Source organism: Thalassospira sp. (genome assembly GCF_040218635.1).
In the GTDB taxonomy this organism is placed as follows: Bacteria; Pseudomonadota; Alphaproteobacteria; order Rhodospirillales; family Thalassospiraceae; genus Thalassospira.
This window is the reverse complement of the sequence record NZ_JAVJRB010000013.1, coordinates 99955-126170: the sequence shown is the minus strand read 5'-3', so window position 1 is coordinate 126170 and position 26216 is coordinate 99955. Positions and strand designations below refer to the sequence as shown.

The 26216-nt window shown below is 53.2% G+C and carries 27 protein-coding genes; 7 read left to right on the top strand and 20 right to left on the bottom strand.

Annotated elements, in window-relative coordinates:
• Window positions 1-3: 3 nt before the first annotated feature.
• The 4 genes from RIC05_RS19765 to dctP all read right to left on the bottom strand — a co-directional run bounded on the left by RIC05_RS19765 (window position 4) and on the right by dctP (window position 4436).
• Window positions 4-1320, bottom strand: coding sequence for a malonyl-CoA decarboxylase (locus RIC05_RS19765; protein WP_350043906.1), 1317 nt, complete (start codon window positions 1318-1320; stop codon window positions 4-6).
• Window positions 1320-2636: a TRAP transporter large permease gene (locus RIC05_RS19760; protein WP_350047119.1), complete on the bottom strand. Its 1317-nt coding sequence runs from the start codon at window positions 2634-2636 to the stop codon at window positions 1320-1322. Before RIC05_RS19760 ends, RIC05_RS19765 begins: the two co-directional genes overlap by 1 nt.
• Window positions 2637-2648: 12 nt before the next feature.
• Window positions 2649-3347 carry a TRAP transporter small permease gene (locus RIC05_RS19755; protein WP_350047118.1) on the bottom strand — a complete coding sequence of 233 codons (699 nt, stop codon included), beginning with the start codon at window positions 3345-3347 and terminating at the stop codon, window positions 2649-2651.
• An 81-nt stretch (window positions 3348-3428) separates the two neighbouring features.
• Window positions 3429-4436 (bottom strand): TRAP transporter substrate-binding protein DctP, encoded by a 1008-nt coding sequence (dctP, locus tag RIC05_RS19750; protein ID WP_350047117.1) that lies wholly within the window; start codon window positions 4434-4436, stop codon window positions 3429-3431.
• Between the two features lie 318 nt (window positions 4437-4754).
• Between dctP and RIC05_RS19745 the strand changes: the two genes are divergently transcribed.
• Window positions 4755-5432, top strand: a complete 678-nt coding sequence (locus RIC05_RS19745; protein WP_350043902.1) for a GntR family transcriptional regulator — start codon at window positions 4755-4757, stop codon at window positions 5430-5432.
• A 65-nt stretch (window positions 5433-5497) separates the two neighbouring features.
• The gene (locus RIC05_RS19740; RefSeq protein ID WP_350047116.1) at window positions 5498-6238 is read left to right on the top strand and encodes a TlyA family RNA methyltransferase; all 741 of its coding nucleotides are present in this window, start codon (window positions 5498-5500) and stop codon (window positions 6236-6238) included.
• 33 nt (window positions 6239-6271) lie between these two features.
• Here the strand turns inward: RIC05_RS19740 and RIC05_RS19735 are convergent, their stop codons facing one another.
• The 7 genes from RIC05_RS19735 to fabI all read right to left on the bottom strand — a co-directional run bounded on the left by RIC05_RS19735 (window position 6272) and on the right by fabI (window position 12170).
• Window positions 6272-6700, bottom strand: a complete 429-nt coding sequence (locus RIC05_RS19735; RefSeq protein WP_350047115.1) for a GlcG/HbpS family heme-binding protein — start codon at window positions 6698-6700, stop codon at window positions 6272-6274.
• Between the two features lie 133 nt (window positions 6701-6833).
• Entirely contained in the window at window positions 6834-7301 is a 468-nt protein-coding gene (locus tag RIC05_RS19730; RefSeq protein ID WP_350047114.1) for a DUF2269 family protein, read from the bottom strand.
• Window positions 7302-7376: 75 nt separating this feature from the next.
• Window positions 7377-7982, bottom strand: coding sequence for a TetR/AcrR family transcriptional regulator (locus RIC05_RS19725; protein WP_350047113.1), 606 nt, complete (start codon window positions 7980-7982; stop codon window positions 7377-7379).
• Between the two features lie 202 nt (window positions 7983-8184).
• Complete coding sequence (locus tag RIC05_RS19720) at window positions 8185-8802, bottom strand: dioxygenase family protein (protein WP_350047112.1); 618 nt, start codon at window positions 8800-8802, stop codon at window positions 8185-8187.
• A gap of 188 nt (window positions 8803-8990) precedes the next feature.
• A complete protein-coding gene (locus RIC05_RS19715) occupies window positions 8991-10070 on the bottom strand; it encodes a RodZ family helix-turn-helix domain-containing protein (protein WP_350047111.1) in 1080 nt (359 codons plus the stop codon).
• Between the two features lie 67 nt (window positions 10071-10137).
• Complete coding sequence (gene aroC, locus RIC05_RS19710) at window positions 10138-11241, bottom strand: chorismate synthase (RefSeq protein ID WP_350047110.1); 1104 nt, start codon at window positions 11239-11241, stop codon at window positions 10138-10140.
• A gap of 98 nt (window positions 11242-11339) precedes the next feature.
• Window positions 11340-12170 carry an enoyl-ACP reductase FabI gene (fabI, locus tag RIC05_RS19705; protein ID WP_350043892.1) on the bottom strand — a complete coding sequence of 277 codons (831 nt, stop codon included), beginning with the start codon at window positions 12168-12170 and terminating at the stop codon, window positions 11340-11342.
• A 202-nt stretch (window positions 12171-12372) separates the two neighbouring features.
• Between fabI and RIC05_RS19700 the strand changes: the two genes are divergently transcribed.
• Complete coding sequence (locus RIC05_RS19700; RefSeq protein WP_350047109.1) at window positions 12373-13731, top strand: YihY family inner membrane protein; 1359 nt, start codon at window positions 12373-12375, stop codon at window positions 13729-13731.
• Window positions 13732-13767: 36 nt separating this feature from the next.
• Here the strand turns inward: RIC05_RS19700 and RIC05_RS19695 are convergent, their stop codons facing one another.
• From RIC05_RS19695 to RIC05_RS19685, 3 genes are all read right to left on the bottom strand, one after another.
• Window positions 13768-15108, bottom strand: coding sequence for a mechanosensitive ion channel family protein (locus RIC05_RS19695; protein WP_350047108.1), 1341 nt, complete (start codon window positions 15106-15108; stop codon window positions 13768-13770).
• Between the two features lie 204 nt (window positions 15109-15312).
• Complete coding sequence (locus RIC05_RS19690; protein WP_350047107.1) at window positions 15313-16239, bottom strand: DnaJ C-terminal domain-containing protein; 927 nt, start codon at window positions 16237-16239, stop codon at window positions 15313-15315.
• A 195-nt stretch (window positions 16240-16434) separates the two neighbouring features.
• Window positions 16435-16911 (bottom strand): RT0821/Lpp0805 family surface protein, encoded by a 477-nt coding sequence (locus RIC05_RS19685; protein ID WP_350043888.1) that lies wholly within the window; start codon window positions 16909-16911, stop codon window positions 16435-16437.
• A gap of 146 nt (window positions 16912-17057) precedes the next feature.
• Here RIC05_RS19685 and pdxH point away from each other — a divergent pair, with 146 nt between their 5' ends.
• Entirely contained in the window at window positions 17058-17678 is a 621-nt protein-coding gene (pdxH, locus tag RIC05_RS19680) for a pyridoxamine 5'-phosphate oxidase (protein WP_350047106.1), read from the top strand.
• Between the two features lie 83 nt (window positions 17679-17761).
• On the opposite strand, the gene RIC05_RS19675 is transcribed toward pdxH, so the two are convergent.
• Window positions 17762-18070, bottom strand: coding sequence for an ArsR/SmtB family transcription factor (locus RIC05_RS19675; RefSeq protein WP_350043930.1), 309 nt, complete (start codon window positions 18068-18070; stop codon window positions 17762-17764).
• 340 nt (window positions 18071-18410) lie between these two features.
• On the opposite strand from RIC05_RS19675, the gene RIC05_RS19670 reads away from it, so the two are divergent.
• Together RIC05_RS19670 and RIC05_RS19665 are read left to right on the top strand one after the other, a co-directional pair.
• Window positions 18411-19268 (top strand): universal stress protein, encoded by an 858-nt coding sequence (locus tag RIC05_RS19670; protein WP_350047105.1) that lies wholly within the window; start codon window positions 18411-18413, stop codon window positions 19266-19268.
• Between the two features lie 205 nt (window positions 19269-19473).
• Entirely contained in the window at window positions 19474-19659 is a 186-nt protein-coding gene (locus tag RIC05_RS19665; protein WP_350047104.1) for a hypothetical protein, read from the top strand.
• Between the two features lie 64 nt (window positions 19660-19723).
• Here RIC05_RS19665 and RIC05_RS19660 read toward each other — a convergent pair whose 3' ends face one another.
• Window positions 19724-20431, bottom strand: a complete 708-nt coding sequence (locus RIC05_RS19660) for an SOS response-associated peptidase (protein ID WP_350047103.1) — start codon at window positions 20429-20431, stop codon at window positions 19724-19726.
• A 200-nt stretch (window positions 20432-20631) separates the two neighbouring features.
• On the opposite strand from RIC05_RS19660, the gene RIC05_RS19655 reads away from it, so the two are divergent.
• Entirely contained in the window at window positions 20632-21375 is a 744-nt protein-coding gene (locus RIC05_RS19655; protein WP_350043883.1) for an SDR family NAD(P)-dependent oxidoreductase, read from the top strand.
• Window positions 21376-21459: 84 nt separating this feature from the next.
• Here the strand turns inward: RIC05_RS19655 and RIC05_RS19650 are convergent, their stop codons facing one another.
• The 4 genes from RIC05_RS19650 to RIC05_RS19635 all read right to left on the bottom strand — a co-directional run bounded on the left by RIC05_RS19650 (window position 21460) and on the right by RIC05_RS19635 (window position 26036).
• Window positions 21460-21963, bottom strand: a complete 504-nt coding sequence (locus RIC05_RS19650) for a GNAT family N-acetyltransferase (protein ID WP_350043882.1) — start codon at window positions 21961-21963, stop codon at window positions 21460-21462.
• Window positions 21964-22035: 72 nt separating this feature from the next.
• Window positions 22036-22575, bottom strand: a complete 540-nt coding sequence (locus tag RIC05_RS19645) for a hypothetical protein (protein ID WP_350047102.1) — start codon at window positions 22573-22575, stop codon at window positions 22036-22038.
• A 234-nt stretch (window positions 22576-22809) separates the two neighbouring features.
• On the bottom strand, window positions 22810-24027 hold the full coding sequence (gene hemA / locus RIC05_RS19640) for a 5-aminolevulinate synthase (protein WP_350043880.1): 1218 nt from the start codon (window positions 24025-24027) through the stop codon (window positions 22810-22812).
• A 605-nt stretch (window positions 24028-24632) separates the two neighbouring features.
• A complete protein-coding gene (locus RIC05_RS19635) occupies window positions 24633-26036 on the bottom strand; it encodes an aspartate aminotransferase family protein (protein ID WP_350047101.1) in 1404 nt (467 codons plus the stop codon).
• Between the last annotated feature and the right edge of the window lie 180 nt (window positions 26037-26216).

The following is a 26216-nucleotide window of genomic DNA, read 5'->3' as shown; positions in this document are numbered from 1 at the left end:
TACTTAAATACCGGCAAGCTGTGCGACGGATTTCGATGTTGCAATCTTTCCGTCATTCATCAGCGCTTCGTGATTTTTCTCAATATAGTCAAGGTGGTAGGCATAATTGACCATCATGCCACCGGCTTGGCGCAGACCTTTGTCCGATGTGTCACCCAACCAGTTCAGCCGTTCAAGCTGCGCACCATTGCCAAGATGGAACCGTGCGGTGGGATCAAGTGGCGATTTGCCGCGCTTACATGTCGCAAGATAGGTGGCACACAAGGCAACCGTCGGCTTGCGCAGGGCTTCGACCTTTTCCGGATCGTTGATCCAATCTTCGTTGCTCAGTCCTTCAAGAACTTCGCCCGCAAGATCGGCGTCATCGGCCTTGCTTTTCTGACGTGTGCGCAACCAGCCCATAAAGCCCGGGATCGGAGACAGGGTGGCGAACTCTTTAAGCTGCGGGAATTCGCGTTTGAGTTCTTCGACAACCTGTTTGATCAGGAAGTTGCCAAATGAAATCCCCTTAAGCCCGGCCTGACAGTTGCTGATGGAATAGAAAATTGCGGTCTTGGCTGTCTTTGGTGCTTTTTCATCAATTTCCGGTGCAAGGAGGGCCTGAACACTGTCCGCCAAACCATGCACCAATGCGACTTCAACAAAGATCAGCGGATCATCGGGAATGGCCGGATGGAAGAAGGCAAAGCATTTCCGATCCGTTGCCAGACGGCGACGCAAATCATCCCAGCCCTGAATTTCATGAACGGCTTCGTAGCGGATCAGTTTTTCAAGAATGGCGGCGGATGTATCCCAGTCAATATGGCGAAGTTCGAGGAAACCACGGTTAAACCAACTGGTCAGCAGATGCTGCATATCGGCATTCAATGGTTCAAGATCACGATTGGTTTTCAAAAGACCAACCAGTGTTTCGCGCATATCGACAATCGCCCGCGTCCCGTTCGGGGCCATATTGATCCGGCGCAACAGTTCCTGACGCACAGGTTCGGAAGCGTGGGTCAGGACCGCCAGATTGGGTTCTGACGGGTCTTTGGCGAATGCTTCGGCTGCCTTGATGACGGTCGCGCGGTTTGCGCTAAAGTCATTCTGGATCATCTGGAAGAAGCGAAGATGATCCTTTTCCGGCAGGTTTTCCCAAAGGCGGACCACTTCACGGGCGACTGCCGTGCCCCTTGCTTCGCCCTTTTGCGAAACAAGGTCTTTGCACATGGCAACCAGTTGCGTGAAGGGTTCCTGCGGGGTGGAAATTGGGAGATCAAGGAGTTCCCGACCACGGTCGGCAATACTTGAAATCCAGCTTCTGACAGAAATGCCTGACATTAGCGTCCTCCAATAACCGTTTCAGGAAGCCAGGTCGCGATTTGCGGGAAGAAGCAAAGAACGATAATGGCAACCACCATGCACATCACATAGGGCATCGCACCTTTCAGGATCGTCTGCAGGCGGATGTCAGGCGCAATCCCGTTAATCACATACAGGTTCAATCCGACCGGCGGTGTGATCAGACCGATTTCCATATTGATCGTCAGGATCACGGCAAACCAGTACGGGTCAAATCCGGCATTGATGATCACCGGAAGCAGGATCGGCGCACTCATCAGGATCACGGCAACCGGCGGCAGGAAGAAGCCGCTGATCAGCAGGAACACGTTGATAAAGCCCATCAGGACCCAGCGATTGACTTCAAGGGCGGTGATCCATTGTGCGATTGACTGGGTGATGAACAAAGATGACAGCATGTAACTGAACAGGCCAGCCGCACCGATGATCAAAAGGATCATCACCGATTCCTTGGTCGTATCGCGCATGATATGCCAAAGCTTGCTGGGCTGCCACATGCGGTAAATGATCATCGCGACAATCAGGCAGAACAGGGCACCGACACCTGCGGTCTCCGACGGTGTTGCAACCCCGCCATACAGGGCAAACAGGACCGCACAGATAATGACGATGAAGGGCAGGACACGCGGAAGGATTTCAAACTTTTCCTTCCAGCTATAGGAAACAGAAGCCAGTGCAACCGATGCATTTCCCTGACGCCAGGTCGAATACAGCGACCAGGCCATGAACAGCACCGTCAACATCAGGCCGGGCAGCAGACCGGCAAGGAACAGACGTCCGATCGAGGTGTCGGTCGAGATACCGTAAACGATCATGGTGACGCTGGGCGGGATCAGGATGCCAAGCGTGCCGCCAGCTGCGATGGAACCGGCTGCAACGGAACTCGGGAAGCCGCGTTCGCGCATGGCCGGAATGCCCATCTTGCCGATTGCCGCACAGGTTGCCGGTGACGATCCGGACAAGGCGGAAAAGATTGCGCATGCCCCCAGGTTGGAAATCACCAATCCCCCCGGCACACGCGTCAACCAGCGATCCAGCACGGAATACAGATCGCCGCCAGCACGCGACGATGCCACAACCGCACCCATCAGGATGAACATCGGGATCGCAAGAACTTCGAAACTTTCAAGTTTGGAAAACAGGATTTCCGGCAGCAGCGGCAAAGCACCTGCGCCATCGAAAATCCAGATGAAACCGACACCGACCATCAAAAGACCAATGCCGACCGGAATACCGGAAAACAGAATCAGGGTGGTGACAATGCCAACGAGCGCGGCGAGAGAAAGCGGATCCATTGCACCGGCTCCTTAAAACGGGTTATCTTCGATATGGAAGGCTTTCGACCGGTTGGTCAGAAGGCACATCAGATCGGCGAGAAATTGCAGGAACAAAAGGCCAAAGCCGACAGGAAGCATCAGATAGGGCTTCCACAGTTCGGGGGCCCAGATGGTCGGTGACTTCCAGCCACCCTGATAGGCTTCAATGACCAATTCCATGCCGTAAAAGGTGAACATGCCACTAATGGCGATGCCACACAGCAAGGTTGCAACGGCCAGAATCTTGCGCGGACCTTGTTTCAGATACATCGGCAGCAGATCGACATTCACATGCCCGCGTAGCAACTGCACGTATGGCAGGCCGATCAGGGTACCGCCAATCATCAGATAGATCACGGCTTCGGTCTGCCAGACCGTCGAGGAATTCAGAATGTAGCGGATAAAGACCAACTGGCAGATCAACAGCATGGCGATGAAGAACATCGATGCTGCGGTAATGCCACTGGCTTTTGACAGCAAATGCACGACATTGATCACATGATCGAGCGGACCACGCGGAGGCATCGGGGCAGGGCGCGCACCATTTCCGGTGTCGCCTGCTTTTTCAGGCAGCGGCTCCACATCGGGTGGCGGAGGGAAACTGTTATGGTTCGACCGGGCGCGCGGCGCGGACGTAACGTCATCGGGCAGGTCGATCGGGAGTGAGTTGGGAAAAGCTGCGTTCGCCACGCTGGGTCTCCTGAAGATCAAGGTCGTCGCAAAAAAGCGTGAAAGGAGTGGCGCCGGCATGCATCCGGCGCCACAGGACCATTATTCGACAGAAAGAGCCATATCGAGCAGTTCCTGACCGCCCGGGGTGTCTTCGACGAATTTGGCATAGGACGTCTGCTTGGCGATGTCCTGCCATGCCTTGAAATCGGCATCGGTCAGATCGGCGATTTCCACACCGGCATCCTTGAAGACCGTGACACTGGTTTCATCTTCCTTACGACCTTCTTCGGAATAGAAGGCTTCGGCTTTTTTCGCAGCAGCGGCAAGGGCCGCTTTCTGGGCGTCGTTCAGGCCGTCATAGGTTTTCTTGGACATCAGAACAGGCTGATACATGAACCACAGCGCGTTTGCACCGGCCGGGGTGTAGCATGTGACCTGTTCATAGATGCGGTAGGAAACGAAGCTCGACGAGCTGGTATTGGTGGCATCAAGAACGCCGGTCTGCATTGCCGGATAGATTTCCGAGCTTGGCATTGCAGCGATCGATGCACCAGCACCCTGGAGCATCTGTTCAAACGATTTACCCGCAGCACGGATCTGAAGGCCTTTTACGTCTTCGGGAACGCGGATGCAGCCCTTGGTCGAGGCAAAGCCGCCAGCCAGCCAGCCCTTGGCAATGGTGACCACCCCGTTTTCATTGAGGATGTCTTCCATTTTCGCCATGAAAGGCGAATTGTTCAGGCGTTCTGCGTGGTCATGGTTTTTGACCAGTGCCGGCATCAGGGTCAGGTTGGTTGCCGGAATGCGACCACCTGCGTAGGCCAGCGGATAGACAATCATGTCAAGCTGGCCACGTTCCATCGGAGTCCATTGTTCGTTAGCCTTGAACAGGGAACCGGACGGGAAAATCTGAATTTCCAGATCGACATTGGCGGCCTTGACTTCATCGGCAACGATCTGTGCAACTTTGTGACGGATGTCACCGGTTGACCACTGATGCGACAGCTTCAGTGTTTCGGCTTGTGCCGATACAGACATGCCAAAAGCAGCAACAGACATGGTAATGGCGGCGACGGACGCCGTAAGGGTCTTCTTGAAAGTCTTCATCTTTTCCTCCCGGATGAAGCATGTGTTTTAGAGGCACATTTAAAAGCTTTTACGCGTCTTTTTATTGATGCGGTTTTCGCATTGGATGGAAGCGTTACAGATTTCTGGCATGCTGTCTATGCAATTTTGTATACCAGAAATGCGTTTTGCAGTGCCACAAGACGTATCATCAGTGTTTGCCTACACATATTGAGAAACTGCGACTGAACTTTTGCAGTGCAATACAAAAACAGTGCGAAGCAGCGAGGAAAAGGCTTTGATCAGTACCAGATAATGTGTTCTGGTATACCAGTAAATGGATGCGAAATGAGGGCGTTTATGGCGCAGACTGGAAAGCTTGCCACCGATTTGGTGCAAAAACTTGAACGCGATATTGTGACCGGTGTTCTTAAACCGGGGGACAAGCTTGACGAACGTTCGCTGAGTGAACGGTTCGGAGTTTCGCGGACTCCCGTGCGCGAAGCCCTGCAAACACTTGCCAGTTCCGGACTTGTCGCAACCATGCCACGGCGCGGAACCATTGTTGCGTCCATCACGGTGGGTGAATTGATCGAGATGTTCGAAGTCATGGCGGAACTTGAAGCCATGTGCGCACGTCTTGCTGCCCGCCGGATGCCACGTGTTGATATCGATAATCTGATTGCACTGGCCAATGAATGCAGTGCGCTTCAGGAACATTCTGATGCGGATGCCTATTACGAGGCGAATGTAAGCTTCCACGAAGCAATCTATGCCGGATGCCGCAACAGTTTCCTTGAACGTCAAACCAAAAACGTCCGCAACCGCCTTGCACCTTATCGCCGCCTGCAGCTTCATCGTCCGGGACGTGTGAAGCGTTCAAACAATGAACACGCCGATATCCTGAGTGCGATTGCAAACGGCGAAGCCGACACTGCAGGTACCTTGATGCATCAGCATGTCGCGGTTCAGGGCGAGGCACTTAATGATCTTCTCGCCATCGTTCCGCGCGGCTATCTGGAGCCGTTGGCGAGCTGATTTATCCTTCAAAAATCGATCCTAAAGCACGTGACCTTTTTTCTATGGTGCGCTAAAACGCAGTCATGGCAAAGAAACGTTTAGATCAGCTGCTTGTGGAACGTGGATTGGTGGAAAGCCGGTCCAAGGCGCAGGCCTTCATCATGGCGGGTAATGTCTTTAGCGGCGAGCAGCGGCTGGACAAGCCCGGATTGCAGTGCAAAGAAGACATTGCAATTACCCTGCGTGGGCAACCCCATCCATGGGTGTCGCGTGGCGGGTTGAAGCTTGAAAAGGGCTTGGCCGAATTTGCAATTGATGTCACCGGATGTGTCGGCGTTGATGTTGGCGCATCAACCGGCGGCTTTACCGATGTGCTTTTACAAAACGGTGCGGCAAAGGTCTTTGCCGTTGATGTCGGGCAGGGGCAGCTTGATTGGAAATTGCGCAATGATGATCGCGTGATTGTCATGGAAAAAACTAATGCGCGGCATCTGACTGAAGAAGATATTCCCGATCCGATTGATATCGTTGTCTGTGATGCCAGCTTCATTGGTCTTCGCACCGTCCTTCCGGCCAGTTTGGCGCGGGTGAAGGATGGCGGGCATGTGATCGCATTGATCAAACCGCAATTTGAAGTCGGCAAGGAACGGGTTGGTAAAAAAGGTGTCGTGCGCGAGCCCGAACTGCATCAGGAAGTCTGTGACACGATTTCTGAATGGCTTGGCAGTTTGCCGGGATGGGAGGTTTTGGGCATTACCAAAAGCCCGATCACCGGGCCAGAAGGCAATGTTGAATTTCTGATCTGTGGGCGGAAATCGGCCTGATTATTGGCCAATTTCCGCGATCCCACTTAGGGCTTACTTGCCGATTTTCTTCATGAAGAAATCAATCCCGGCCTGAGCGCAATCCTGATCCTGCGGCGGAGTGCCGGAACTGACCCCGATGCCGCCAACGCAGTCGCCATCGACCATGACCGGAAGGCCACCGGCAACGATGGAAAGACGACCACCAATTTCAGAATCAATGCCATAAGCCGGTTTTCCCGGCTGTGCGGCGGCGGCATATTCGTGGGTCGCTTTGCGCGCACCTGATGCGGTAAAGGATTTGTCCTGTGCGATCGTCGTGCTGGTGACCTTGCCGCCATCCATGCGTTCAAACGCAATCAAAACCCCGGATTCATCGGTGATGGCGATACACATGGGAATGCCGATTTCATTGGCACGGTTGCGTGCGCCTTCAATCAGGATATAGGCATCGTCAATCGACAGGCGTTTGATGGTCAGCATAGGACGTCTCCCAAGGTATGGTTAAATTAAGTTGGCGGCATCTTATGGGCCCTGCCAAATAGGGATCAATCAGATAAAACGTCTTTCCGCATGGTGGAACGTTTGCCGATATGTCTGAGGGACGTCCGATTCCCTAGCGATAGATCATGAAGTAAAGCGCACCCATCGGCAGGAGAACCGCTGTGATCCCGATAATGTTCCAAAGCTTGCGGCATTTCTCATAGCTTTGCGGCATTCCGGTTGCACCTTCATTGACGGCCCTTCCGGCAAGTTTTGACATATAAATCTGCAGCGGGAGCAATCCGGTAATCCAAAGGACTGCTGCCATGCCAAACAGGCTGATGCCGATTGTCAGATGCGGCGCATCGGAGATTGCAATGCCTGTTGCATGAAACAATCCAATGCCACCAATCACAATCAATGCCGAGCCGAAGGCCGTAAAAAGCAAATCGGTCATGTTCACCAAGCGACAGGCAAAGGCGATAATCACCGGATTTCTTGTGCGGTCGGCCTGCATTTTCCAGACGGCGGATACAATGATATTGCCCAGGAAAAGGACGACACCAAGAACGTGAATGAACTTAACAGTGAAATATTCCATCAGATGTTCCGTTCTGTTGATGCCTGAAAGAAAGCAGATTTGGGTGAGGGGAGAATAGTGCAGCCGTTTAAGGGCCTATGCCCCGGTCGGTGCTGTCAGGTCTTCTTCCAGAAGGCCAAGAACAAAGCTTCCAAGATCCTGATCGGCAGGCGGCACAATCATGCCATCAATCACAAGCATCGCAATCCCGTGTGCGCGGCTCCAGGCGGCCAAGGCCCGGTTATAGGCGGTGGCGGCTTCGGTCAGGGTCATGTCGGCTTTGCGATCAACCGAGGTCACAGCGCGTTGAAGCACGTCGAATGCGTTATCAGCCGCATCGCGTAATTCCGGGTATTGATCAAGTGGCGGGCGTTCGCGGCCAAAGATAAGGCGAAAATGCTGAGGATGTTCAACCGCAAAGGCAACATAAGCCGCCCCCAGCTTCATAATGCGTTCTTCGTGACTTTCTATGGCCTCTGCGACCGCTTCAAGTTGTTCGGCAAAGCGTTCAAAGGCGGAAATCGCCACTGCCGCTAAAATGCCATCCTTACCGTCAAAATGACGATAGGGTGCAGCTTCCGACACTCCGGTCATGCGTGCCAGTCGGCGCAGCGAAAGGCCGGTCGGGCCTTCCTTGGTCAGGATGGTTTCTGCTTTTTCCAGCAGCACATTACGGACGTCACCGTGATGGTATTTCCCCATAAGCTCGCATCTCGTTTTTCTTATGTTAACTTTGTTAACATTAATGCGAGGCATACCAGATTTCAAGGATAAATTTCTGTGAAATGGCGATTTCCGGACATGAAAACCCCTGACCTGCCGAGTGTTGGCAGATCAAAGCTTGGCGATGAGTGACGTGATTTGGTGGGGAGGTATGTGAAGCGGTGGGCTGGCCAAGGCGCTGTCAGGAAAGAATAAAATCAAACCGGCCAATTTCCCCGTCACTGGCTTTTTCGATTTTCATCAGAAGCGAGTCATTGAACAGGAAGTCCCGTTCATTGCGCGGTTCATCGGGAAAGTAAAGCTGGGTGGTCAAGGTATTGTTCGGCGGTGTATGAATCTTGACGTGGTAGTGGGGCGTGCGACCGCCATATTCGGCCGGGCGAATGGTTTCAAAGTAATAGCGGCCCAATGCATCAGTCTTCTGATAACCGCGCAGGCGGAAACCGCGATTGTCATAGTCGCCATCCGCATTCGCATGCCAAAGATCGACAATCGCATTGGCAACCGGCAGGCAATTGGCGGTTAGAACAAAACCGATCAGGGTTATCGGTGTTCCGTTGGCATCGGCGCGGAAATCACGCTTTTCAGGTGGATTGTCGCTATAGAACGGACCTTCGGTGCTTGAACGTGTCGGACCGCTGTCGGTTCCGCAATTGGGAGTGGCGGGCAGTTTGGCGTCATTTCCCTGTGCAACCGGGGCCAGGATCGTGCTTCCGATGGCAGCAGCGGAGCCCGCGGCAAGCCAGCCCTTTAGAACCGCGCGCCGCGACAATAACGATAGATCCGTGCTGGGTGACATCGGCGCTGCATCCTTCCTGTTGCAAGGGACATTCTGTTCTAAGCCCTGACCCTAGAGATATCGCAAAACGCTGACGTAGCAAGTCTGTGTGCCGGAAAAGCCAATAGCATCTACAAAGGCGCCGCCCCGGGGATAGGGCGGCGCAGTTGCTTCAGGAGGTCTTCGGGAGGGAGTTGGGTGCCTGGCCGTTAAGTGGCTGGTGTCGTTTCCGGTTTGGCCTCTGGGTTTGCTGTTTCGGTGTTCGCAGGGGGTGGCGTTGTTTCTGTTGTTGTTGCTTCTGCTGCGGGCGTCGTTGTGTCGGGGGCTGTCGCTTGGTTGCTGGCCGTATCTGCAGGTGATGGCTGATCAGATGTGTTTACGCTCGGCTGTGCATCCGATGTGGCAGGTTCCGGTGTTGTGATCGCGCCCGATTGGGCTGCGTTGTCATTACGGTCTTGTTTTTCATCGACGGGACTTGACGGTGTGGTTGCAGTTTGCTCGTTTTCGCTTGTGTCGGCAGCGGTGGGTTTGTCGTCTGTTGGACTGGCTGTATCGGGTTGTGTGGTCTGGTCAGCCTCATCGGATGTTGCCGTTGGCTGAGTGGTATCCGTTGGTTTTGCATCCTCGGCACTTTGTGTCGGTGCCTTGTCCTCTGGTGCCGCTTTTTCGGTGTCCGAGGGCGGGGTCAGGTCGACTGCGGGGGATTTCGGGGCTTTGTCGGTTTTGGGCCGATCCGGGCGGATCAGGAATTTATCGCCCAAGGTGTCCTGACCGATTAAAAGCGGCTGTTCCAGTCCGGCCATTTCAAGCAGGCCGATATCAACATCCCGATCAACGCCATGCAGGACCATGCGGGTTTTGATCACCGGCGCGCGCACGCTGGCACTATTGGCACTTGTTTGAATGTCACGATATCCAGAAACGGGGGCGGATAGCTGCCAGACAATGGTGCGTGATTTCAGACTACTTTGCGCATCCGGGGGGCATTTCAGGGTAAGGGAGAACGATGCGATATCGGCCGCATTGCCATCGCTGCCTTCGTCAGTGTCGCCGCTGTCGCTATTGTCGTCATCAGCACTATCGGTGCGGAGGTCGCTGACGAACAGGCAGGTTTGCGGCGCTGCGCCAAGGATCATCGCAGGCAGGCCCGCAATGCCCCATTCGGGCAGGTCAACCGTCTCGTCCGGATACAGGACCGTTCGGTTTTTAAGTTGTGCATCCTCGCCAACCGATCCGCTGCGTGCGGCTTTGTTGTTGGAGGCGGCAAGTGTCATCAGGGTTTTGAGCATGATCGGGTTCATGCCACTACGACGTGGCACAAACCCGGTTGTGACAGGAAATCAGTTGCTGGGTGGGTTAGCTTGGAAAATGCTTGTTGGCGTTCCAGCCTTCGCACTGACCACGATGGCGCAAAAGATGGTCTGCCAGAACGATGGCAGCCATGGCTTCGCCCACCGGAACGCCGCGAATGCCAACACAGGGGTCATGGCGACCCTTGGTGACGACATCGACTTCCTTGCCGTAGATATCAATGCTTTTGCGCGGGGTAAGGATCGAGCTGGTCGGTTTGACTGCAAAACGGATAACAACATCCTGACCTGACGAAATACCGCCCAGAATGCCACCGGCATGGTTCGACCCAAACACCGGCTTGCCGTCTTCGCCAAGGCGCATTTCATCGGCATTTTCAATGCCGGTCAGCTCGGCTGCTTCAAAGCCGTTGCCGATTTCAACACCCTTGACCGCATTGATCGTCATCATTGCCTTGGCTAGGTCGGCATCAAGTTTGTCGTAAACCGGATCGCCAAGCCCGACGGGAACACCGGAACAGACAACTTCGATCACAGCGCCAACGGATGAGCCATCCTTGCGCAAACCATCAAGATATTCTTCGAAGACCGGAACGGCTTTCGGGTCCGGGCAGAAGAACGGATTGTTATCAACCTCATCCCAGTCCCAGTTGTCGCGATTGATTTCCTTGGTGCCCATTTTAACCAGTGCCGCGCGGATTTTGATATCATCGCCAAGAATCTTGCGCGCAATTGCACCGGCTGCAACCCGCATCGCGGTTTCACGTGCGGATGAACGACCGCCACCGCGATAATCACGAGTGCCGTATTTTTCCCAATAGGTGTAATCGGCATGGCCTGGGCGGAACTGATTTTTAATTTCGCCGTAATCCTTTGACCGCTGATCGACATTTTCAATCAGAAGACCGATGGGAGTGCCGGTGGTTTTGCCTTCGAACACGCCCGAAAGAATTTTGACCTGATCAGGTTCGCGGCGCTGGGTGGTAAAGCGTGACTGACCGGGTTTGCGTTTTTCAAGAAAGCCCTGAATATCGGCTTCAGACAAATCCAGCAGCGGGGGAACCCCGTCAACGACACAGCCGATTGCCGGGCCGTGGCTTTCACCAAAGGTGGTGAAGCGAAAAAGCGTTCCAAAACTGTTGCCAGCCATAACCGATAATCCAGCGTTCGAAGTGTAAAGAGACAAAGTGAAAAGAGACAAAACGGGCCGCCCGTCAGGGCAGCCCGCAAAATCATATCATGCCCAGATCAGGATTTCTGAACATTGATGTCAGGTGCGTCTGCCTGTTTCATGCCAACGGTGTGATAACCGCAATCGACATGATGGGTTTCCCCGGTAACGCCGGTGGACAGGTCAGACAGGAAATACAGGCCCGAACCGCCAACATCATCAAGGGTGACGTTGCGGCGCATTGGCGAGTTGAATTCATTCCATTTCAGGATATAGCGGAAATCGCCAATACCCGAAGCAGCAAGCGTTTTCATCGGACCGGCCGAAATGGCATTCACCCGGATGCGGTCCGGGCCAAGGTCATTGGCAAGGTATTTCACACTGGCTTCAAGGGCTGCTTTGGCAACACCCATCACGTTGTAATGCGGCATGACTTTTTCTGCCCCGTAATAGGACAGGGTCAAAAGCGAACCCCCATCGGTCATCAGCTTTTCCGCGCGCTGTGCAACAGCGGTAAAGGAATAGACCGAGATGTTCATCGACATCGTGAAGTTTTCAAGCGAGGTGTCGACATAGCGACCGCGCAATTCGTTTTTGTCGGAAAAACCGATGGCGTGGACAACAAAGTCCAGCTTGCCCCATTTTTCCTTGAGCGCGTCAAAAACGGAATCGATGCTTGCTGCATTGGTGACGTCACATGGCAGGACGATATCACTGCCAACAGACTCGGCCAATGGGCGGACCCGTTTTTCAAGTGCTTCACCCTGATAGGTAAAGGCAACTTCCGCACCTGCAGCAGCAGCAGCGCGTGCAATACCCCAAGCAATCGACTTGTCGTTGGCGACGCCCATAATCAGGCCACGCTTACCGGCCATCAGGCCCGAAATGTTTTCGGTGGACAGGCTCATATTCCCTCTCGTTCCCACGATCTCTCTCTGGCAGGTAGAGGCATTCACTTAAAGCCGCGACCGGCACAGGAGCTATTAGTCATTGGGCGCATCCTACACAAAGCAAGGCCAACGTCAATCTGGCCTGTTATAACGTGTGCGGGCACGCTATCCTGTTGATCAATTACAGTATAACCGGAAAATGCGCGGGGATAAGCGTTTAATGGTCGAATTTCACAAATTGATCGCGGATCGGACAGCATTCTGGCGCTATGCACTTATGCGTTTTGTTCATGACAAATCCATACAACGTGCGGCTGGACTGTCTTATACGACGCTTTTGGCAATGGTTCCGTTCCTTGCGGTTGCCTTGACGGTGCTGTCGGCATTTCCGGTATTTGATCAGTTCAAAGATCAGATCATGGGTGTTGTTCTGAATAACTTTTTGCCTGAGACCGGCGAACAAGTCACAGAATACCTTGGTGATTTCCTGCAAAACACCGGTCAGATGACGGCGATTGGCACCATTGTTCTCGGCCTGACGGCGGTTATGTTGCTTGGCGCGATTGAAGGGGCGATGAATGACGTCTTTCGCGTTACAAGCCCGCGCAAATTGCTATCCCGGCTTGTGGTGTTCTGGACGCTTCTGACGGTCGGGCCGATGTTGCTGGGGCTTAGCCTGTCGCTGGCATCCTATATCTTTGCCATGCGTCATATGGTCGGTGGGGATGCACTGGGGGAACATATCGGGCAGTTAACGTTCCTTGCGCCGTTCTTGTTATCGGCAGCAGCCTTTTCATTGTTATTCATGGGCATGCCCAACCGATCGGTTGAAATTATTGATGGTTTGGCTGGTGGTCTGGTCGCCGCGATCCTGTTCGAATCCCTGAAAAAGGGATTTGGCTTCTATGTCACAAGCTTCCCGACCTATCAGACGATTTATGGTGCAGTGGCCGTTGTTCCGATCTTCCTGTTGTGGATGTATCTGACCTGGATCGTGATTTTACTTGGCGCACAGGTTGCCGCAGCAAGGTCTGAATGGCGGGCTGCACGTGCTGCGGGACTGATCCCTGATCCACGGGGTGCGGTTCCGGGGCACATGGAACGGATTATCGCGGTTCTTCGGGTTCTGGAATATCTGCAAAACGGTTTCCATGAAGCGGCAAAACCGCCAACCTATCGCCGCATGCTGCGTGATTTGAAACTGGGCGGGCGTGATTTGAACTGGGCCTTGGCCGCCTTGCGCCGGGAAAAGCTGATCGACCGTTCTGAAAGCCATCGCTGGTTGCTGTCGGGCAATCTGTCACGGCTAACCTTGAACGATCTGATGGCGCGGTTGGGGCTGTTTCTGGACTATGATCGGCTTTTGGTTGTTCCGGCGGATGGCGGGTGGCCGGTGCGTATGCGCGACTGCCTGATCGAGCTTGAGAAAACCCGCCATGTCGTTCTGGATATTATCGTTGGCGAATTGCTTGATACGCCAAAACAGGCTGACAAGGTTCCTGAACAGATCAAGGAAGACCCCGATACGCCCAGACCAACCGAGATTGATCAAAACGACATGGCGCAAACCGTCGAATAGGGGCGGGGGCGTGTGTAGTTAACACCACACACTTGCCTATTCGGAAGCAGGTTGCTGGGGTGTGTCCATCTGAACCCGCAAGGTGGCATCGCCACTGCGCAGATGCAGATCGCGTTGCGGGAATGGGATTTCGATATTGTGTTCCTTGAAGGCATCCCAGACATTCAGCAAAATCTCGCTGATGATATTGCCACGTCCATTTTGCGGATCATCAATCCAGAACCTGATTTCAAGATCGACAGAATTGTCGCCAAATCCACGCAGCAATGTGTTGGGGCCGGGGTTTTCGAGCACGCGCGAACATTTCCCCGCCGCCTCGTTACACAGGGTAATGGCGAAATGCGGATCGCAGCTATAGGCAATGCCAACCGGAATTTTCAGACGCAGCTTAACGTCTGAATGGCTCCAGTTTTCAACCTGGGTGGTGATCAGATCTTCATTCGGGATCAGGAATTCTGTCCCGTCACGGGTACGCACCGCGGTGTAGCGTGCGCCAAGCGACTGAATCCAGCCAAACGTATCGCCAATGGCAATGACATCGCCCGGCTTGATCGACCGATCTAAAAGCAGGATCACCCCGCTGATCAGGTTGGCGGCAATGCGCTGCAGACCAAGGCCAAGGCCGACACCAACCGCACCGCCAAAGACCGCAAGGGCGGTCAAATCGACACCAATGGTCGAGAGTGCAAACAGAACCGCAACGGATAGAAGAACAAATTTAAGCAGCTTGGACATCAACACCTGAACCGACGGGGTCAGGCGGTGGGTCTTTTTAATGCGTTGTTCAAACAGGCGCGAGGCAAAGGATGCGACCCAAAGCAATATGGCAAGTGATAGGACGGCTTTCAGGACGCCATAGACCGACACACGGAAATCACCGACCTGCATCGCAAGCCCGTCCAGAATTGCAATGGTGGGCTCAAGCCAGCCGACAATGTTAAGGGCGGCCAACCCCCATGCCAGGGTGGCGATGCTGCGCGACCAAACCGGATCGTTGACCACAGCCGAGGCCAGGCGAATGACGATCCAGGCATTCATCAAGCTTGCGACAAGGCGGACAATGTTATGGCGGTAACCGGCCTGAATGGCGATGGCTTCAATCAACCAGATCAGAACGACAAACAGCAGCGGGAAAGCCAGATCCGGCAAAACATTGGCAAAGCGCCTGAACCCGGCATAGGGCAAAAGCGGTTTCCAGTTTTGCAGACGGGAAAGTAGTGCAGCCAATTTTGAACGGAGTAAATAGGCCGGGATGGTTGCAACAATACAGGCCGCTATCTGGATCAGGATCGGGATCAACAACACATTGGCCGAAAGCCAGTTGATCGCTTGTTCAAGCCATTGCAGATATTGATCCGGATTTGTGAACTGTTCCATCTGGTCCCTGATTGGCTGTTGTGTTTTGCGCGAACAAAACCCTTTGAAACCATATGGTAACACGGATCTGCATTTACAGGCAGTCAGGCGTATCACGGCTGGTTCGGGGGCGTCAGACCCGTGGTTTTTCTAAGGTCGTTCGGGGCAGGGTGGTTCAAACGGGCAAGAAAAAAGCTGGCAGATGCCAGCTTTTAAAATGTCGGATTAACGCGTTTTGTAAGGATGATTTTCGGACCAGGTTTTGATGAATTCGATCAGGTCATCATCGCGTTCTTCGGGAAGCTTGACCGTCAGATGGACATATTGATCACCGCGTTTATCCCCCCGATCATAGGGGGCGCCTTTGCCGCGCAGGCGCAGCTTGGTGCCGCTATTGGCGTTCGCGGGCAGCTTCATATTGACCTTGCCTGCGACAATCGGGACTTCGATGGAGCCACCCAGAATGGCTTCTGACAGGGTGATCGCAAGATCACAATGAATGTCATTGCCTTCGCGGCGGAATGTTTTGTCGGGATGAACATGCAGCTTGATCAGCGCATCGCCCGCCTCACCACCATTCATGCCGGCCATGCCCTGATTCTTCAAGCGCAGCGTTTGTTCATCTTCGCTGCCCGGTGGAATTCGGACTTCAAGGCTTTTGCCGCTGGCAAGGTTGATGCGTTTGGTCGCACCCAGCATGGCTTCGCTAAAATCAAGGCTGAGTTCATAGGAGATGTTCGGGCCTTTGACCTTTTGCGGGCGTCGTTCGCCGCCAAAGCCCTCGAAACCGCCACCACCGCCCCGGCCGCGACCACCTTTGCCGAAAATTTCGTCAAAGATATCTTCTGCATTGGCTCCGGAAAAACCAAATGGATCGTTTGCGCCACCTGAACGGGCACCACCACCACCGCGGCCAAACGGGCCGGTTTCGCGACCATCGGCATCAAGCATGCCATTGTCGAATTTCTTGCGGCGCTCGGCATCGCCCAGAAGGTGATAGGCGCTTGAAACCTTTTTAAACCGTTCTTCGATTTTTGCATCGCCGGGGTTTACGTCGGGATGGAGCTCACGCGCCAGTTTACGATAGGCTTTCTTGATTTCGTCCTGACTGGCGGTTTTGGCAACGCCAAGTATCTTATAGGGATCCTGCATGTACTGACCGGTTGTAAAAACTAAAAGCACGTCGGTTCATTATTAGATCATGAGCAGTCAAATATGAACCTTATTTGCACGGGGTGAACCATGTGATGGTCGATTGGGTGGTCTGTCAGAACAAGAAAAAGGCGGCGCAGTCTCATGGAACGCGCCGCCTGTCTCATTTTGTGCGACACAGGCCGCAAAATTTGATCAGTTCACAACTTGCCAACTGCCATCAGGTTTACGGCACGCGGTGCCATAAGCGGTTTCTTCCTGCCCACCGATGGTGACGGTTTGCTGGTACTCGCGGCAATATTCCTGCGTTTTAGGCGCCTGATAAGTCCGCGTCGGGGTTACCGTGCCCTGAACGCCCGTATCGGGGTTCTGCCAGGTAGAGGTTTGCCCCGTCGGGGTTGCTTCAAGCGTTTTCTGTGTGCTTTGGGCCATGATGGCACGGTCGGCATTGTCAAGCGAACGGCCGACTTCACTGCCGATAAAGGCACCGGCCAGCGTACCAAGGGCGACACCGACAAGCTGCCCGCTGCCCTTACCAAATTGTGCACCGGCAACAGCACCGCCAACAGCACCAAGCAAGGTACCTGCAGTCTGTTTTTGGCCCTGATCCTGGGCGCAACCGGCAATAAAGGCGGTCATCATGACCGGAATTACGATATGACGGAATTTCATGTTTATTTTGCCCATCTTGTCTTTACAGTCCCAACCGATATGCTTTGCGTATATATATGACCTGAACGTAGCGACTGCCACCGATGTTCCGAATTAGTTGATCTGCATGGCAACGAATTCAATCAGCCAAAGGAAATCTTTCCCTAATGGACGAAAAAAATACGCCAAAAATTGGGCACGAACCCCACGACGCCCCGTTTGAGATGTTTGATAGTTGGTTTAGTGAAGCCAAATCAGCAGAAAAGGCCTATCCGGATGCCATGACTTTGGCGACGGCGGATGCGCAAGGGCGCCCGTCGGCACGCATTGTTTTGCTTAAGGAATTCGATCCGCGCGGCTTTGTTTTCTATACCAATTATGAAAGCCGAAAGGGCAGTCAGCTTGCTGAAAACAGTTTTGCGGCATTGTGTTTTCATTGGAAGACACTTGAAAAATGCGTGCGGATTGAAGGCAAGGTTTCCAAGGTTGATGCGCAAGAATCCGATGAATATTTCGCATCGCGTCCACGCGGCAGTCAGCTTGGTGCCTGGGCATCCATTCAGTCCCGCCCGATGAGCGGCCGGTTTGATCTTGAAAAACGGGTAGCGGAATTTACTGCCAAGTTCGGCCTTGGCAAAGTCCCGCGCCCGGATCATTGGGGTGGTTTCCGCCTGATCCCGCATCGGATCGAGTTTTGGGCCGAAGGAAAATTCCGCCTGCATGACCGCAAGCTTTTCACCCGCGATGATCAGGATGCCGGTTGGAACATTGAAAAGCTGTTTCCTTAAGAGCTGCTCGGCCCGTCAGAAACATCAAAACGCACAAGGTCATGTGACTTTGTGCGTTTTTCTTTGGGCCATTGAAAGGTGCCTTAGGCGTCTTGTTCTGGCGGGCAGAATGTTTCCTGCAGGACAGCAATGATTTTCATGATATCGCGATTGGCCAGCGAATAAAAAATCGTCTGGGCATCCCGGCGGGTTTTAACCAGACCTTCGCGGCGAAGACGTGCCAAATGCTGGGACAGGGCCGATTGTTTGATGCCCAGTTCGTTTTCAAGCGTCCCAACGGATTTCTCTGTATCCCCAAGGGAACACAGGATCATCAGACGCCATTCATTGCCCAGTGTTTTAAGAAATTCCGCTGCTTCGCGTGCATTCTCATGGAGCATTTCATAATCCATTTGGCGGAAAACCCATTCCTTGTTCTGCACGCTTAGGGTCCTGACCCTATCTGCCCATATCCTTACAAGCACATGGTTTTCATGGGCGCACTTCATGTTTCGATAGTGAAACCGTAATCCTAATCACAACCATTGATGATACAATCATTTTATATGTTAGGCTCTAGGAAAACCGGGTCAGATTTCGATAGGATGTTGAAACATTAAACGCATTCGGAACGTTTTGATCTTGGACAAAGAAATTCGCGATTAAAGAGCGTAGTCTGTTGCCAAGCTTGCACCAAACGGGGCAGGTGAGAGACAGACGCAGTTATCAAGCTGACATGCGGGAGTGAGTACGATGGCAATACGAACAATTCTGGCGCCGGTGGCAGGAACAGCCATTGATCAACGGGTCTTGCATACGGCCTTTCGAATGGCCAAACGGTTTGATGCCCATCTTGAGGCGTTATTTGTCGCAGCAGAACCCCAGGACGCAATTCCAATTGTTGGCGAAGGCATGTCGGGCCTGATCATTGAAGAAATGATCCGTGCTGCTGAAACGGAAACCGCAAAACGCGAAACCAACGGCAAAGCTTCCTATAAGGCAGCCCTTGAGGCGGCCGGTATTGAAGTTAGTGAAGCTTCCTCGACCGAGAACAAGGCGACCTGCGCATGGCGCAAGGATAACGGGCGCGAAGACGAAACCGTTGCCCGCCGTGGACGGTTGTTTGATCTGGTGGTGATTGGCCGTGATCCCAAGGAGGCATCGGCATCCCTGACTTTTGATGCCGCCCTGATGGAAACGGGCCGTCCCATTCTTGTCGCCCCGGAAAACGCACCGGCAACAGTTGGTGAAAAGGTTATGATTGCGTGGAATGGCGGGGTTGAAGCCGCCCGTGCTGTGACATCTGCCATGCCGCTTTTGCGTACGGCAAAGGAAGTCACAATTGTCAGCATTGGCGATGTGCCCTATGGCCGGGCCAGTGGTACGGCATTGGCCGAACAATTCCGCTGGCACGGAGTCGATGCCAAGGTTGTCGACAATACCGAGTCCGGCCATGTTGCTAGCGCCTTGATTTCAGAAGCAGAAAAATGTGGTGCCGATACCATCGTTCTGGGTGCTTATAGCCATTCCCGGTTCAAGGAAATGATCCTTGGTGGTGTGACGCAGGATATGCTGGCGAAATGTGCCTTACCCCTTTGGATAATGCACTGACCAACCGGTGATTGTAACCATATGATTTCGCAAAACTAAATGATCTGCCAAACAGGGTGGAATTCAAAAGGCGCATTTTGATGCGCCTTTTTTGTTGCATCCGCGAACAAATCGCGAGAGGGTTGCAATAATATTACAAAGACGAAACCCCGAAAAACGAGGCGTTTCGCATCGAGGAAAATAAGCGTCTGACAGGGGAATTCACATGCTATCAATGCGTGATATCATTGATTTTGCGGCCATGTCCGAGGACCTGGTACATGAACTCAATAACCCGAAAACAGGTTTGCCCGATCTTGGCGCAGTTGCTGTGGACCAAGCGGTTGTTGGTGGCGTTTTGCATGAATGCAGTGCAACACCGTGTGCGGCCAATGATGTCGATGGCAAATAAGGTTTGATCGCTGCAAGGTGCGAATGCGCTTGCGGGAAGGATCACTGTTTTCTGTTTTAAGTTTCTATTTCGAGAAAAAATCAATCTGATTGCTGTTCTGATCTGTCTTCTGACCGGTATTGGCCGGGGCAGGCGTTTGTTCCTGCCAGGCCAGGACATGATCGGGAAGCGGACCCAGCACATGACGGATGGTCTGAAATGAACTGTCCGGGTCAAGCCAGTGCGACAGGTGATTGGGGCCGAGCACAACCGGCATGCGGTTGTGAATATGGGCAATCGCACCAGACGGGGCACAGGTGATGATGGTTGCCTCACGCCCGTTTTCCAATCCGGCAAACAGAAACGGTTGATGATCAGGAAGCGTGATCTGGTTTTTATGTTTTGCTGCGCCATCTTTGCGCCATTCATACCAACCCGTCGCCGGGATCAAACAGCGCCGTTCCAGAAGGGGACGGAATGTCGGTTTTGCTTCGAGTGTTTCGGATCGGGCATTGATCATGGGCGCATTCAGGCCCGGAATGCTTAATCCCCAGTTTCGAATGGCGGCTTTGCGATCAGGTAAAATAACGGCAATCGGATCGGTTGGGCGCCGCGTGCCTGTCAGACTTTCAAAGGCCGCTTCAAATTCATCTGACAAATCATCTGCATTACGGGCATTGCGGGCATCTTCAACCCCATCAGGTGTTGCCATGCGGCGAATATCGTCCATATCCAAGCCAAGCTGGACTTGAAACGCCCGAATATCGCTATTGAGATCAAATCGGCTGCACATGTCTTTACCCACCCCCGTCCGAAATTCAGCATACCGGCTTTAGGATGGCTTGCCAAACGCCGTGCGGATGGATTTGGCTGGTTCGGGGATAGAATTATTCCCCAAATCGGGGCTTTTCCTTCAAGGGTTTGGCATGGCAATGCTATAAGAAAGCAGTCAAAGCATGATTGCATATCTAAGTCGCGAAGAGAGCAAAGCCAATGAACAGCAACGCCCCGAAAACAGTCGTCCTGACAGGTGCCAGTCGTGGCATTGGTCATGTCACTGTTGGATATTTTGCCAAACGTGGTTGGCGGGTGATTTGCTGTTCACGCGAAGCCCCGCCGCCATCCTGTCCACGTGATCCGGCACAGGGTATTCATATTCGCGCCGATCTTTCCAAGCCTGAAGAAGTCGAATCCTTTATTGAACAGGCCAATGAGGTGCTTGGCGATGATCCGTTGCATGCGTTGGTCAATAATGCCGGTGTATCGCCCAAAACGCCTTATAAAGAGCGTCTTGGTTGCTTGAATGGGGATATTTCCGCATGGCGCGATGTGTTTGAATTGAATTTCTTCACTCCTCTGACACTGTCACGCGGATTTGCATCGGCCTTGCACCGTGGCAAGGGGGCGATTTGCAACATCACATCGATTGCAGGTCACTATGTTCACCCGTTTGCCGGATCGGCCTATTCAACCTCCAAGGCGGCCCTTTCTGGGCTGACACGTGAAATGGCGGTGGAGTTTGCCGAACTTGGCGTTCGGGTCAATGCGGTGGCCCCGGGCGAAATCAAGACAGACATGATTTCCCCGGAATATGAAGCATTGGTGCCCCGCATCCCGATGAACCGCATGGGCACGCCCGAAGACGTTGCGGCGGCGGTGCATTATCTGGTCGGGGAAGACAGCAGCTATGTCACCGGGACCGAGATTTTTGTCACCGGCGGGCAGCATCTTTATTGAGTTGCCTGCGCTTTGCGGTTTGGCATCCTGAGCTGAGAAAGGCAGTCCATTGTGGCTGCCTTTTGCGTTTGGGTCAGGTTTGCGTCAGGTTGCTTCGATATAAAAGGCCGGATCGTAATCCACCATGCCTGCGGGGATTTCATCGACCAGGGGGCGGGCCATGAAATATTCATCCGGCACGCCGTCAAGTTTAAGATCGGGCAGGGGGGCAAAGCCAAAGCGGCTGTAATATTCAGGTTCACCCAGAACCACACAGCCCCGTGCGTCATCGGTACGCAAATGACGAATACCACTCTGGATCAGTTCGGACCCGATGCCCATGCCTTGGCGGTCCGGGGTGACGGCGACCGGGCCTAGGCCAAACCAGCCACATTCCTTGCCGTTAATCTTGACCGGTGAAAAGGCTATGCAGCCGACAAGTTCGTCAGCTTCTTCTGCAATCAGGGACAAGGTAAGTTTGCCGCTTTGCCGCAGGGCATCGACAATCAGATGTTCTGTCTGCTGGCTGTGTGGTGCTGTTTTAAAAGCACTGGCCAACAGCGCATTTATCGCCGCGAAGTCTTTTTCAGTCTCTTCACGAATATGCATTTTCCGTCCCTGCCTGTGACGTTTGATCTACATCTTGCGGATCGTCAATCACGACTATAACGGGAAAATGCGCTACGCCAACAGGCTTTTAAGCCATTCCAGTTTTTGCTCCAACCGTTTGACTTCCATTTCAAGCCAGCCGGTGAAATTTGCCGCCTCATTGGAATGTTCTTCACGAAGGGCCAGAACCCGTTCCAGATCAAGCTCACAGACATCTTGAAGGATTTCAATCTGTTCGATGCGGATGTCATCATCAAGAAGATGCAGGTAGCGCATTTTAAGCGCCATGATCAGGCGGGACAGCTCACCGGATGTATCGCGCAGGTTGCCCTGCATCAATTCGATGAATTTATCATGACCGGCCTTGGTCAGGCTGAGTTGCGCGTCGGAATAGCCACCTTTGGCGGTGTCTTCCTTGACCAGACCTTCAAGTTTCAGAAGCTGAAGTGAACTTCCCATCATATCAAGCGACGGCCCCATCATATGGGACATGAAATGGCGCACCGAATTGGCCAGATCAGCATAGCTGATCGGTTTATCCGAAAGGGCGAGGGTACCAAGCGCGCAAAGCCGTAGACATTCTTTTGGGAGCAAGGTTCTATCCGAATACATGAGCGGTCCCTGTGTGATGACAGGTCCGACGTTAACGCGAACGGTTCTTAATTGCAAGATGTGATCTGCACCACGCATCGGCGGGTTCAAATCACCGTCCTCAATATAGGCCGTGGTGGGCCGAAAGCAAACAGCGCAAGGTCAATCAGGCAAGGCGCACGGTGTTATGTGCTCAGATCAAGAAAAAGGCCGGGGCATATGCCACCGGCCTTTGAATTTTCATGCATTTCAGGCTCATGCAGCCTTGGAAATGCCCAACTGGCTCCAGACGGTCAGAAGCGAATCGATCAAATGATCGACCAGTTCGTCATTGTGAAGCGGGCCGGGGGTGAAGCGCAGGCGCTCCGTCCCGCGTGGCACGGTCGGGTAATTGATCGGCTGGACATAGATATCATGTTCAAACAACAGACGATCGCTTGCTTCCTTGCACATGGCGGCATCGCCAACCATTAGCGGCACAATGTGGCTTGGCGCATCCATAACCGGAAGCCCAACTGCGCGCAGACGTTCGCGCAGGGTTTCGGCGCGTTCCTTTTGCGCGATGCGTTCGGCATTGCTTTCTTTGAGATGGCGGACAGAGGCCAGCGCACCGGCCGCAATGCTGGGCGGGTGGGAACTGGTAAAGATAAAGCCGTTGCCAAAGCTTCGGACGAAATCAACGATTTCCGGTTTGGCCGCGATATAGCCGCCAATCACCCCGAATGCCTTGGCAAGGGTGCCCTGAATGATGTCAACGCGGTGCATAACGCCATCGCGTTCGGCAACACCGCCACCATGCGGGCCATACATGCCAACCGCATGGACTTCATCAAGATATGAAATCGCGTTGTATTTTTCGCAAAGATCAAGAATCTGACCAATCGGTGCGATATCACCATCCATCGAATAGACCGATTCAAACGCAACGATCTTTGCGCGGTCCGGGCCGATGTCTTTCAGAATGGCTTCAAGATTTTCGACGTCGTTATGTTCCCAGATGCGGCGTTCGGCCTTGGAATGGCGCATGCCTTCGATCATGGAATTGTGGTTCTGCGAATCTGAAATGATGACGCAATCGGGCAATTTCGACCCAAGCGTTGAAAGAGTCGTCCAGTTTGCGACATAACCCGATGTCATCAAAAGGGCGGCTTCCTTGCCATGCAAATCGGCGAGTTCTTTCTCAAGCGCGACATGCAGATGGTTGGAGCCGGAAATATTACGCGTACCACCCGCACCGCCACCCTGACCGGTGATGGCATTTTGCATGGCTTCAAGGACTTTGGGGTGCTGACCCATGCCAAGATAATCGTTTGAACACCAAACGGTAATCTCGCGGGCGGCTTCGCCATTGCCCGGATGGAAAAGGGCCTTGGGGAATTTGCCGACAATACGTTCAAGATTGGCGAATACGCGATAACGGCCTTCTGCCTTAAGGCCGGCCAACGCGTCTTTGAAGAAGGTGTTATAATTCATCTTTGTTTCTTTCGCCTGTCTCTTGGTGCTGGTGCGTCCGTATTGCTACGTGTGCATCGTCACAAAGCTCTGGTCTTGTTCAGATCAAAGTGTGATCTGGACATATCGTCCGGTCTGACCGGGTCTTGATTTTGTCCTTATCCAGCATGGCGACTGATAAGGCATTGACCCTTGTCAAAAATTAAAGCGATTCCAGTTTTCTTTGGAACCGTACGATCAGAGAAGGCGTTCCATCTTTCGTTTGTCGATCTCGCCTCGGGGTGGGTTGATTAGCACGTGCTAGCACACCCCGTCTAAATTCAGTACCCAATTTGGGCCCATTGGCTTCATTTGGCAAGGATTTGAACGCGTTTGCAGGCACAATTATATTGATTTTCACCATAGATAAAATCAATCTATTTTAGGTTTTGTGGTGTGAATGGTCTATTTGTTTGCAAGTCGAAGCGTTCTGAATGGTTGTTTTGCGGGTGAAAAACCCGACGATATTCAAAGTTTTCCGACGTTATCGGGCAGGCTTGCACCCACCATAAATGAAGATCCCGCACAATGGTCAACATCGTGCGGGATCCTGTTTTTAAGACGCCTATGGGGCTTGGGCGCCCGGATTACCGGGCGGCATGCCAATCGGTCAGGGCGGCTTCAACCTTATCAAACATATCGTTGATCTGGGTCTCAGTAATGATCAGCGGCGGGCAGAAGGCCACCGTATCGCCCAATGCACGCAGGATGACACCCTTTTCAAGGCAGGCTTGCGCAACCGCCTTACCCGCAGCGCCATAGGGGTCAAACGGTGTTTTCGCAGATTTATCGGCAACCAGTTCAAAGGCGCCAATAAGTCCGAGCCCACGGGTTTCGCCGACGTGATCGAACTTGTTAAGGTCATTCAGGCGTTTCTGGAACGGCGCCATGACGGCTCGGACATGCGCGATAATGCCATCGTCTTCATAGACTTTCAGGGTCTCAAGCGCGACGGCGGCAGCAACCGGATGCCCGGAATAGGTAAAGCCATGGCCAAAGGTGCCGACTTCGTCTGAGCCCTTTTTGACCGCCTGATAAATCTTGTCATTGATGAACAGGGCCGAAATCGGCTGATAGGCCGAAGAAAGCTGTTTGGCGACCGTGATCATGTCGGGGGTCAGATTAAAGGTCTCGGTGGCAAACATCCGCCCGGTCCGGCCAAACCCGCAGATCACTTCATCGGCGATAAACAGAATGTCATAGCGTTTGAGGACTTCCTGAATTTTCTCAAAATAGGTGCGCGGCGGAACAATCACGCCACCAGCCCCCATGACCGGCTCGGCGATAAACGCACCAACCGTTTCGGGGCCTTCTGCCTGAATAAGATCTTCAAGCTGTTCGGCCAGACGGGTGGCGAAATCTTCTTCTGTCTCGCCGGGTTGGGCTTCGCGCCAGTAATGCGGGGTATCGGTATGAAGAATACGATCAATCGGCAAATCAAACAGTTTGTGATTGCCCGGAAGACCGGTCATCGACGCGGCGGCAACAGTGACGCCGTGATAGCCCTTCTTGCGCGAAATGATCTTCTTCTTTTCCGGCTGTCCAATAGCATTATGATAATACCAAACCATTTTAACAGCAGAATCAGTGGCTTCTGATCCGCTATTGGCAAAGAACACTTTGGACATCGGAACAGGCACGATTTCCAGCAGCTTTTCAGCCAGATCAATTGCCGGGTTTGTGCTTCTGGATGCAAAGGTATGATAATAGGGCAGGATGTTAAGCTGCTTGGTCGCGGCATCAACCAGACGCTTCTCGCTAAAGCCAAGGGATGTGCACCAAAGACCTGCCATGCCTTCGATCAGTTTGTGACCGGAATCATCGGTGACATAAATGCCATCGCCGCCGGTAATGATATGCGGACCGGTTTTTTCATGGGTTGCAAGATTGGTATAGGGATGCAGATAGCTTGCAACATCGCGGCTGGCATCGGAATTACCCGGAACAGTTGGGGCGACGGTCGGATTGACGTTGGTGGCGTCGATGGTCATGGCGAACCTCTTAATTTTGGTGTGGGACCTTAGGATACTGATCCTAAAACCCGTAGGTGTTTGAATTGCACTTTAAGCTTACCGCGATGCGGTGCAACTTTTTCCTGCATGTCCCGTTTCGTTTGCGGGCTGAAACGGATGATGGAATGAAAAAACCGGCCAGAAATTTCTGACCGGTTG

What these genes read in the sequence shown, in the direction of transcription:
- RIC05_RS19670 (WP_350047105.1), top strand. Translation starts at nt 18,411, where the DNA reads ATGGCAATACGAACAATTCTGGCGCCGGTGGCAGGAACAGCCATTGAT.
- RIC05_RS19715 (WP_350047111.1), bottom strand. Translation starts at nt 10,070, where the DNA reads ATGCTCAAAACCCTGATGACACTTGCCGCCTCCAACAACAAAGCCGCA.
- RIC05_RS19690 (WP_350047107.1), bottom strand. Translation starts at nt 16,239, where the DNA reads ATGCAGGATCCCTATAAGATACTTGGCGTTGCCAAAACCGCCAGTCAG.
- RIC05_RS19660 (WP_350047103.1), bottom strand. Translation starts at nt 20,431, where the DNA reads ATGTGCAGCCGATTTGATCTCAATAGCGATATTCGGGCGTTTCAAGTC.
- RIC05_RS19655 (WP_350043883.1), top strand. Translation starts at nt 20,632, where the DNA reads ATGAACAGCAACGCCCCGAAAACAGTCGTCCTGACAGGTGCCAGTCGT.
- RIC05_RS19635 (WP_350047101.1), bottom strand. Translation starts at nt 26,036, where the DNA reads ATGACCATCGACGCCACCAACGTCAATCCGACCGTCGCCCCAACTGTT.
- RIC05_RS19760 (WP_350047119.1), bottom strand. Translation starts at nt 2,636, where the DNA reads ATGGATCCGCTTTCTCTCGCCGCGCTCGTTGGCATTGTCACCACCCTG.
- RIC05_RS19685 (WP_350043888.1), bottom strand. Translation starts at nt 16,911, where the DNA reads ATGAAATTCCGTCATATCGTAATTCCGGTCATGATGACCGCCTTTATT.
- aroC (WP_350047110.1), bottom strand. Translation starts at nt 11,241, where the DNA reads ATGGCTGGCAACAGTTTTGGAACGCTTTTTCGCTTCACCACCTTTGGT.
- RIC05_RS19675 (WP_350043930.1), bottom strand. Translation starts at nt 18,070, where the DNA reads ATGGATTATGAAATGCTCCATGAGAATGCACGCGAAGCAGCGGAATTT.
- RIC05_RS19645 (WP_350047102.1), bottom strand. Translation starts at nt 22,575, where the DNA reads ATGTATTCGGATAGAACCTTGCTCCCAAAAGAATGTCTACGGCTTTGC.
- RIC05_RS19740 (WP_350047116.1), top strand. Translation starts at nt 5,498, where the DNA reads ATGGCAAAGAAACGTTTAGATCAGCTGCTTGTGGAACGTGGATTGGTG.
- RIC05_RS19730 (WP_350047114.1), bottom strand. Translation starts at nt 7,301, where the DNA reads ATGGAATATTTCACTGTTAAGTTCATTCACGTTCTTGGTGTCGTCCTT.
- RIC05_RS19735 (WP_350047115.1), bottom strand. Translation starts at nt 6,700, where the DNA reads ATGCTGACCATCAAACGCCTGTCGATTGACGATGCCTATATCCTGATT.
- pdxH (WP_350047106.1), top strand. Translation starts at nt 17,058, where the DNA reads ATGGACGAAAAAAATACGCCAAAAATTGGGCACGAACCCCACGACGCC.
- fabI (WP_350043892.1), bottom strand. Translation starts at nt 12,170, where the DNA reads ATGAGCCTGTCCACCGAAAACATTTCGGGCCTGATGGCCGGTAAGCGT.
- dctP (WP_350047117.1), bottom strand. Translation starts at nt 4,436, where the DNA reads ATGAAGACTTTCAAGAAGACCCTTACGGCGTCCGTCGCCGCCATTACC.
- RIC05_RS19745 (WP_350043902.1), top strand. Translation starts at nt 4,755, where the DNA reads ATGGCGCAGACTGGAAAGCTTGCCACCGATTTGGTGCAAAAACTTGAA.
- RIC05_RS19700 (WP_350047109.1), top strand. Translation starts at nt 12,373, where the DNA reads ATGGTCGAATTTCACAAATTGATCGCGGATCGGACAGCATTCTGGCGC.
- RIC05_RS19695 (WP_350047108.1), bottom strand. Translation starts at nt 15,108, where the DNA reads ATGGAACAGTTCACAAATCCGGATCAATATCTGCAATGGCTTGAACAA.
- RIC05_RS19725 (WP_350047113.1), bottom strand. Translation starts at nt 7,982, where the DNA reads ATGGGGAAATACCATCACGGTGACGTCCGTAATGTGCTGCTGGAAAAA.
- RIC05_RS19720 (WP_350047112.1), bottom strand. Translation starts at nt 8,802, where the DNA reads ATGTCACCCAGCACGGATCTATCGTTATTGTCGCGGCGCGCGGTTCTA.
- RIC05_RS19650 (WP_350043882.1), bottom strand. Translation starts at nt 21,963, where the DNA reads ATGCATATTCGTGAAGAGACTGAAAAAGACTTCGCGGCGATAAATGCG.
- RIC05_RS19765 (WP_350043906.1), bottom strand. Translation starts at nt 1,320, where the DNA reads ATGTCAGGCATTTCTGTCAGAAGCTGGATTTCAAGTATTGCCGACCGT.
- RIC05_RS19665 (WP_350047104.1), top strand. Translation starts at nt 19,474, where the DNA reads ATGCTATCAATGCGTGATATCATTGATTTTGCGGCCATGTCCGAGGAC.
- hemA (WP_350043880.1), bottom strand. Translation starts at nt 24,027, where the DNA reads ATGAATTATAACACCTTCTTCAAAGACGCGTTGGCCGGCCTTAAGGCA.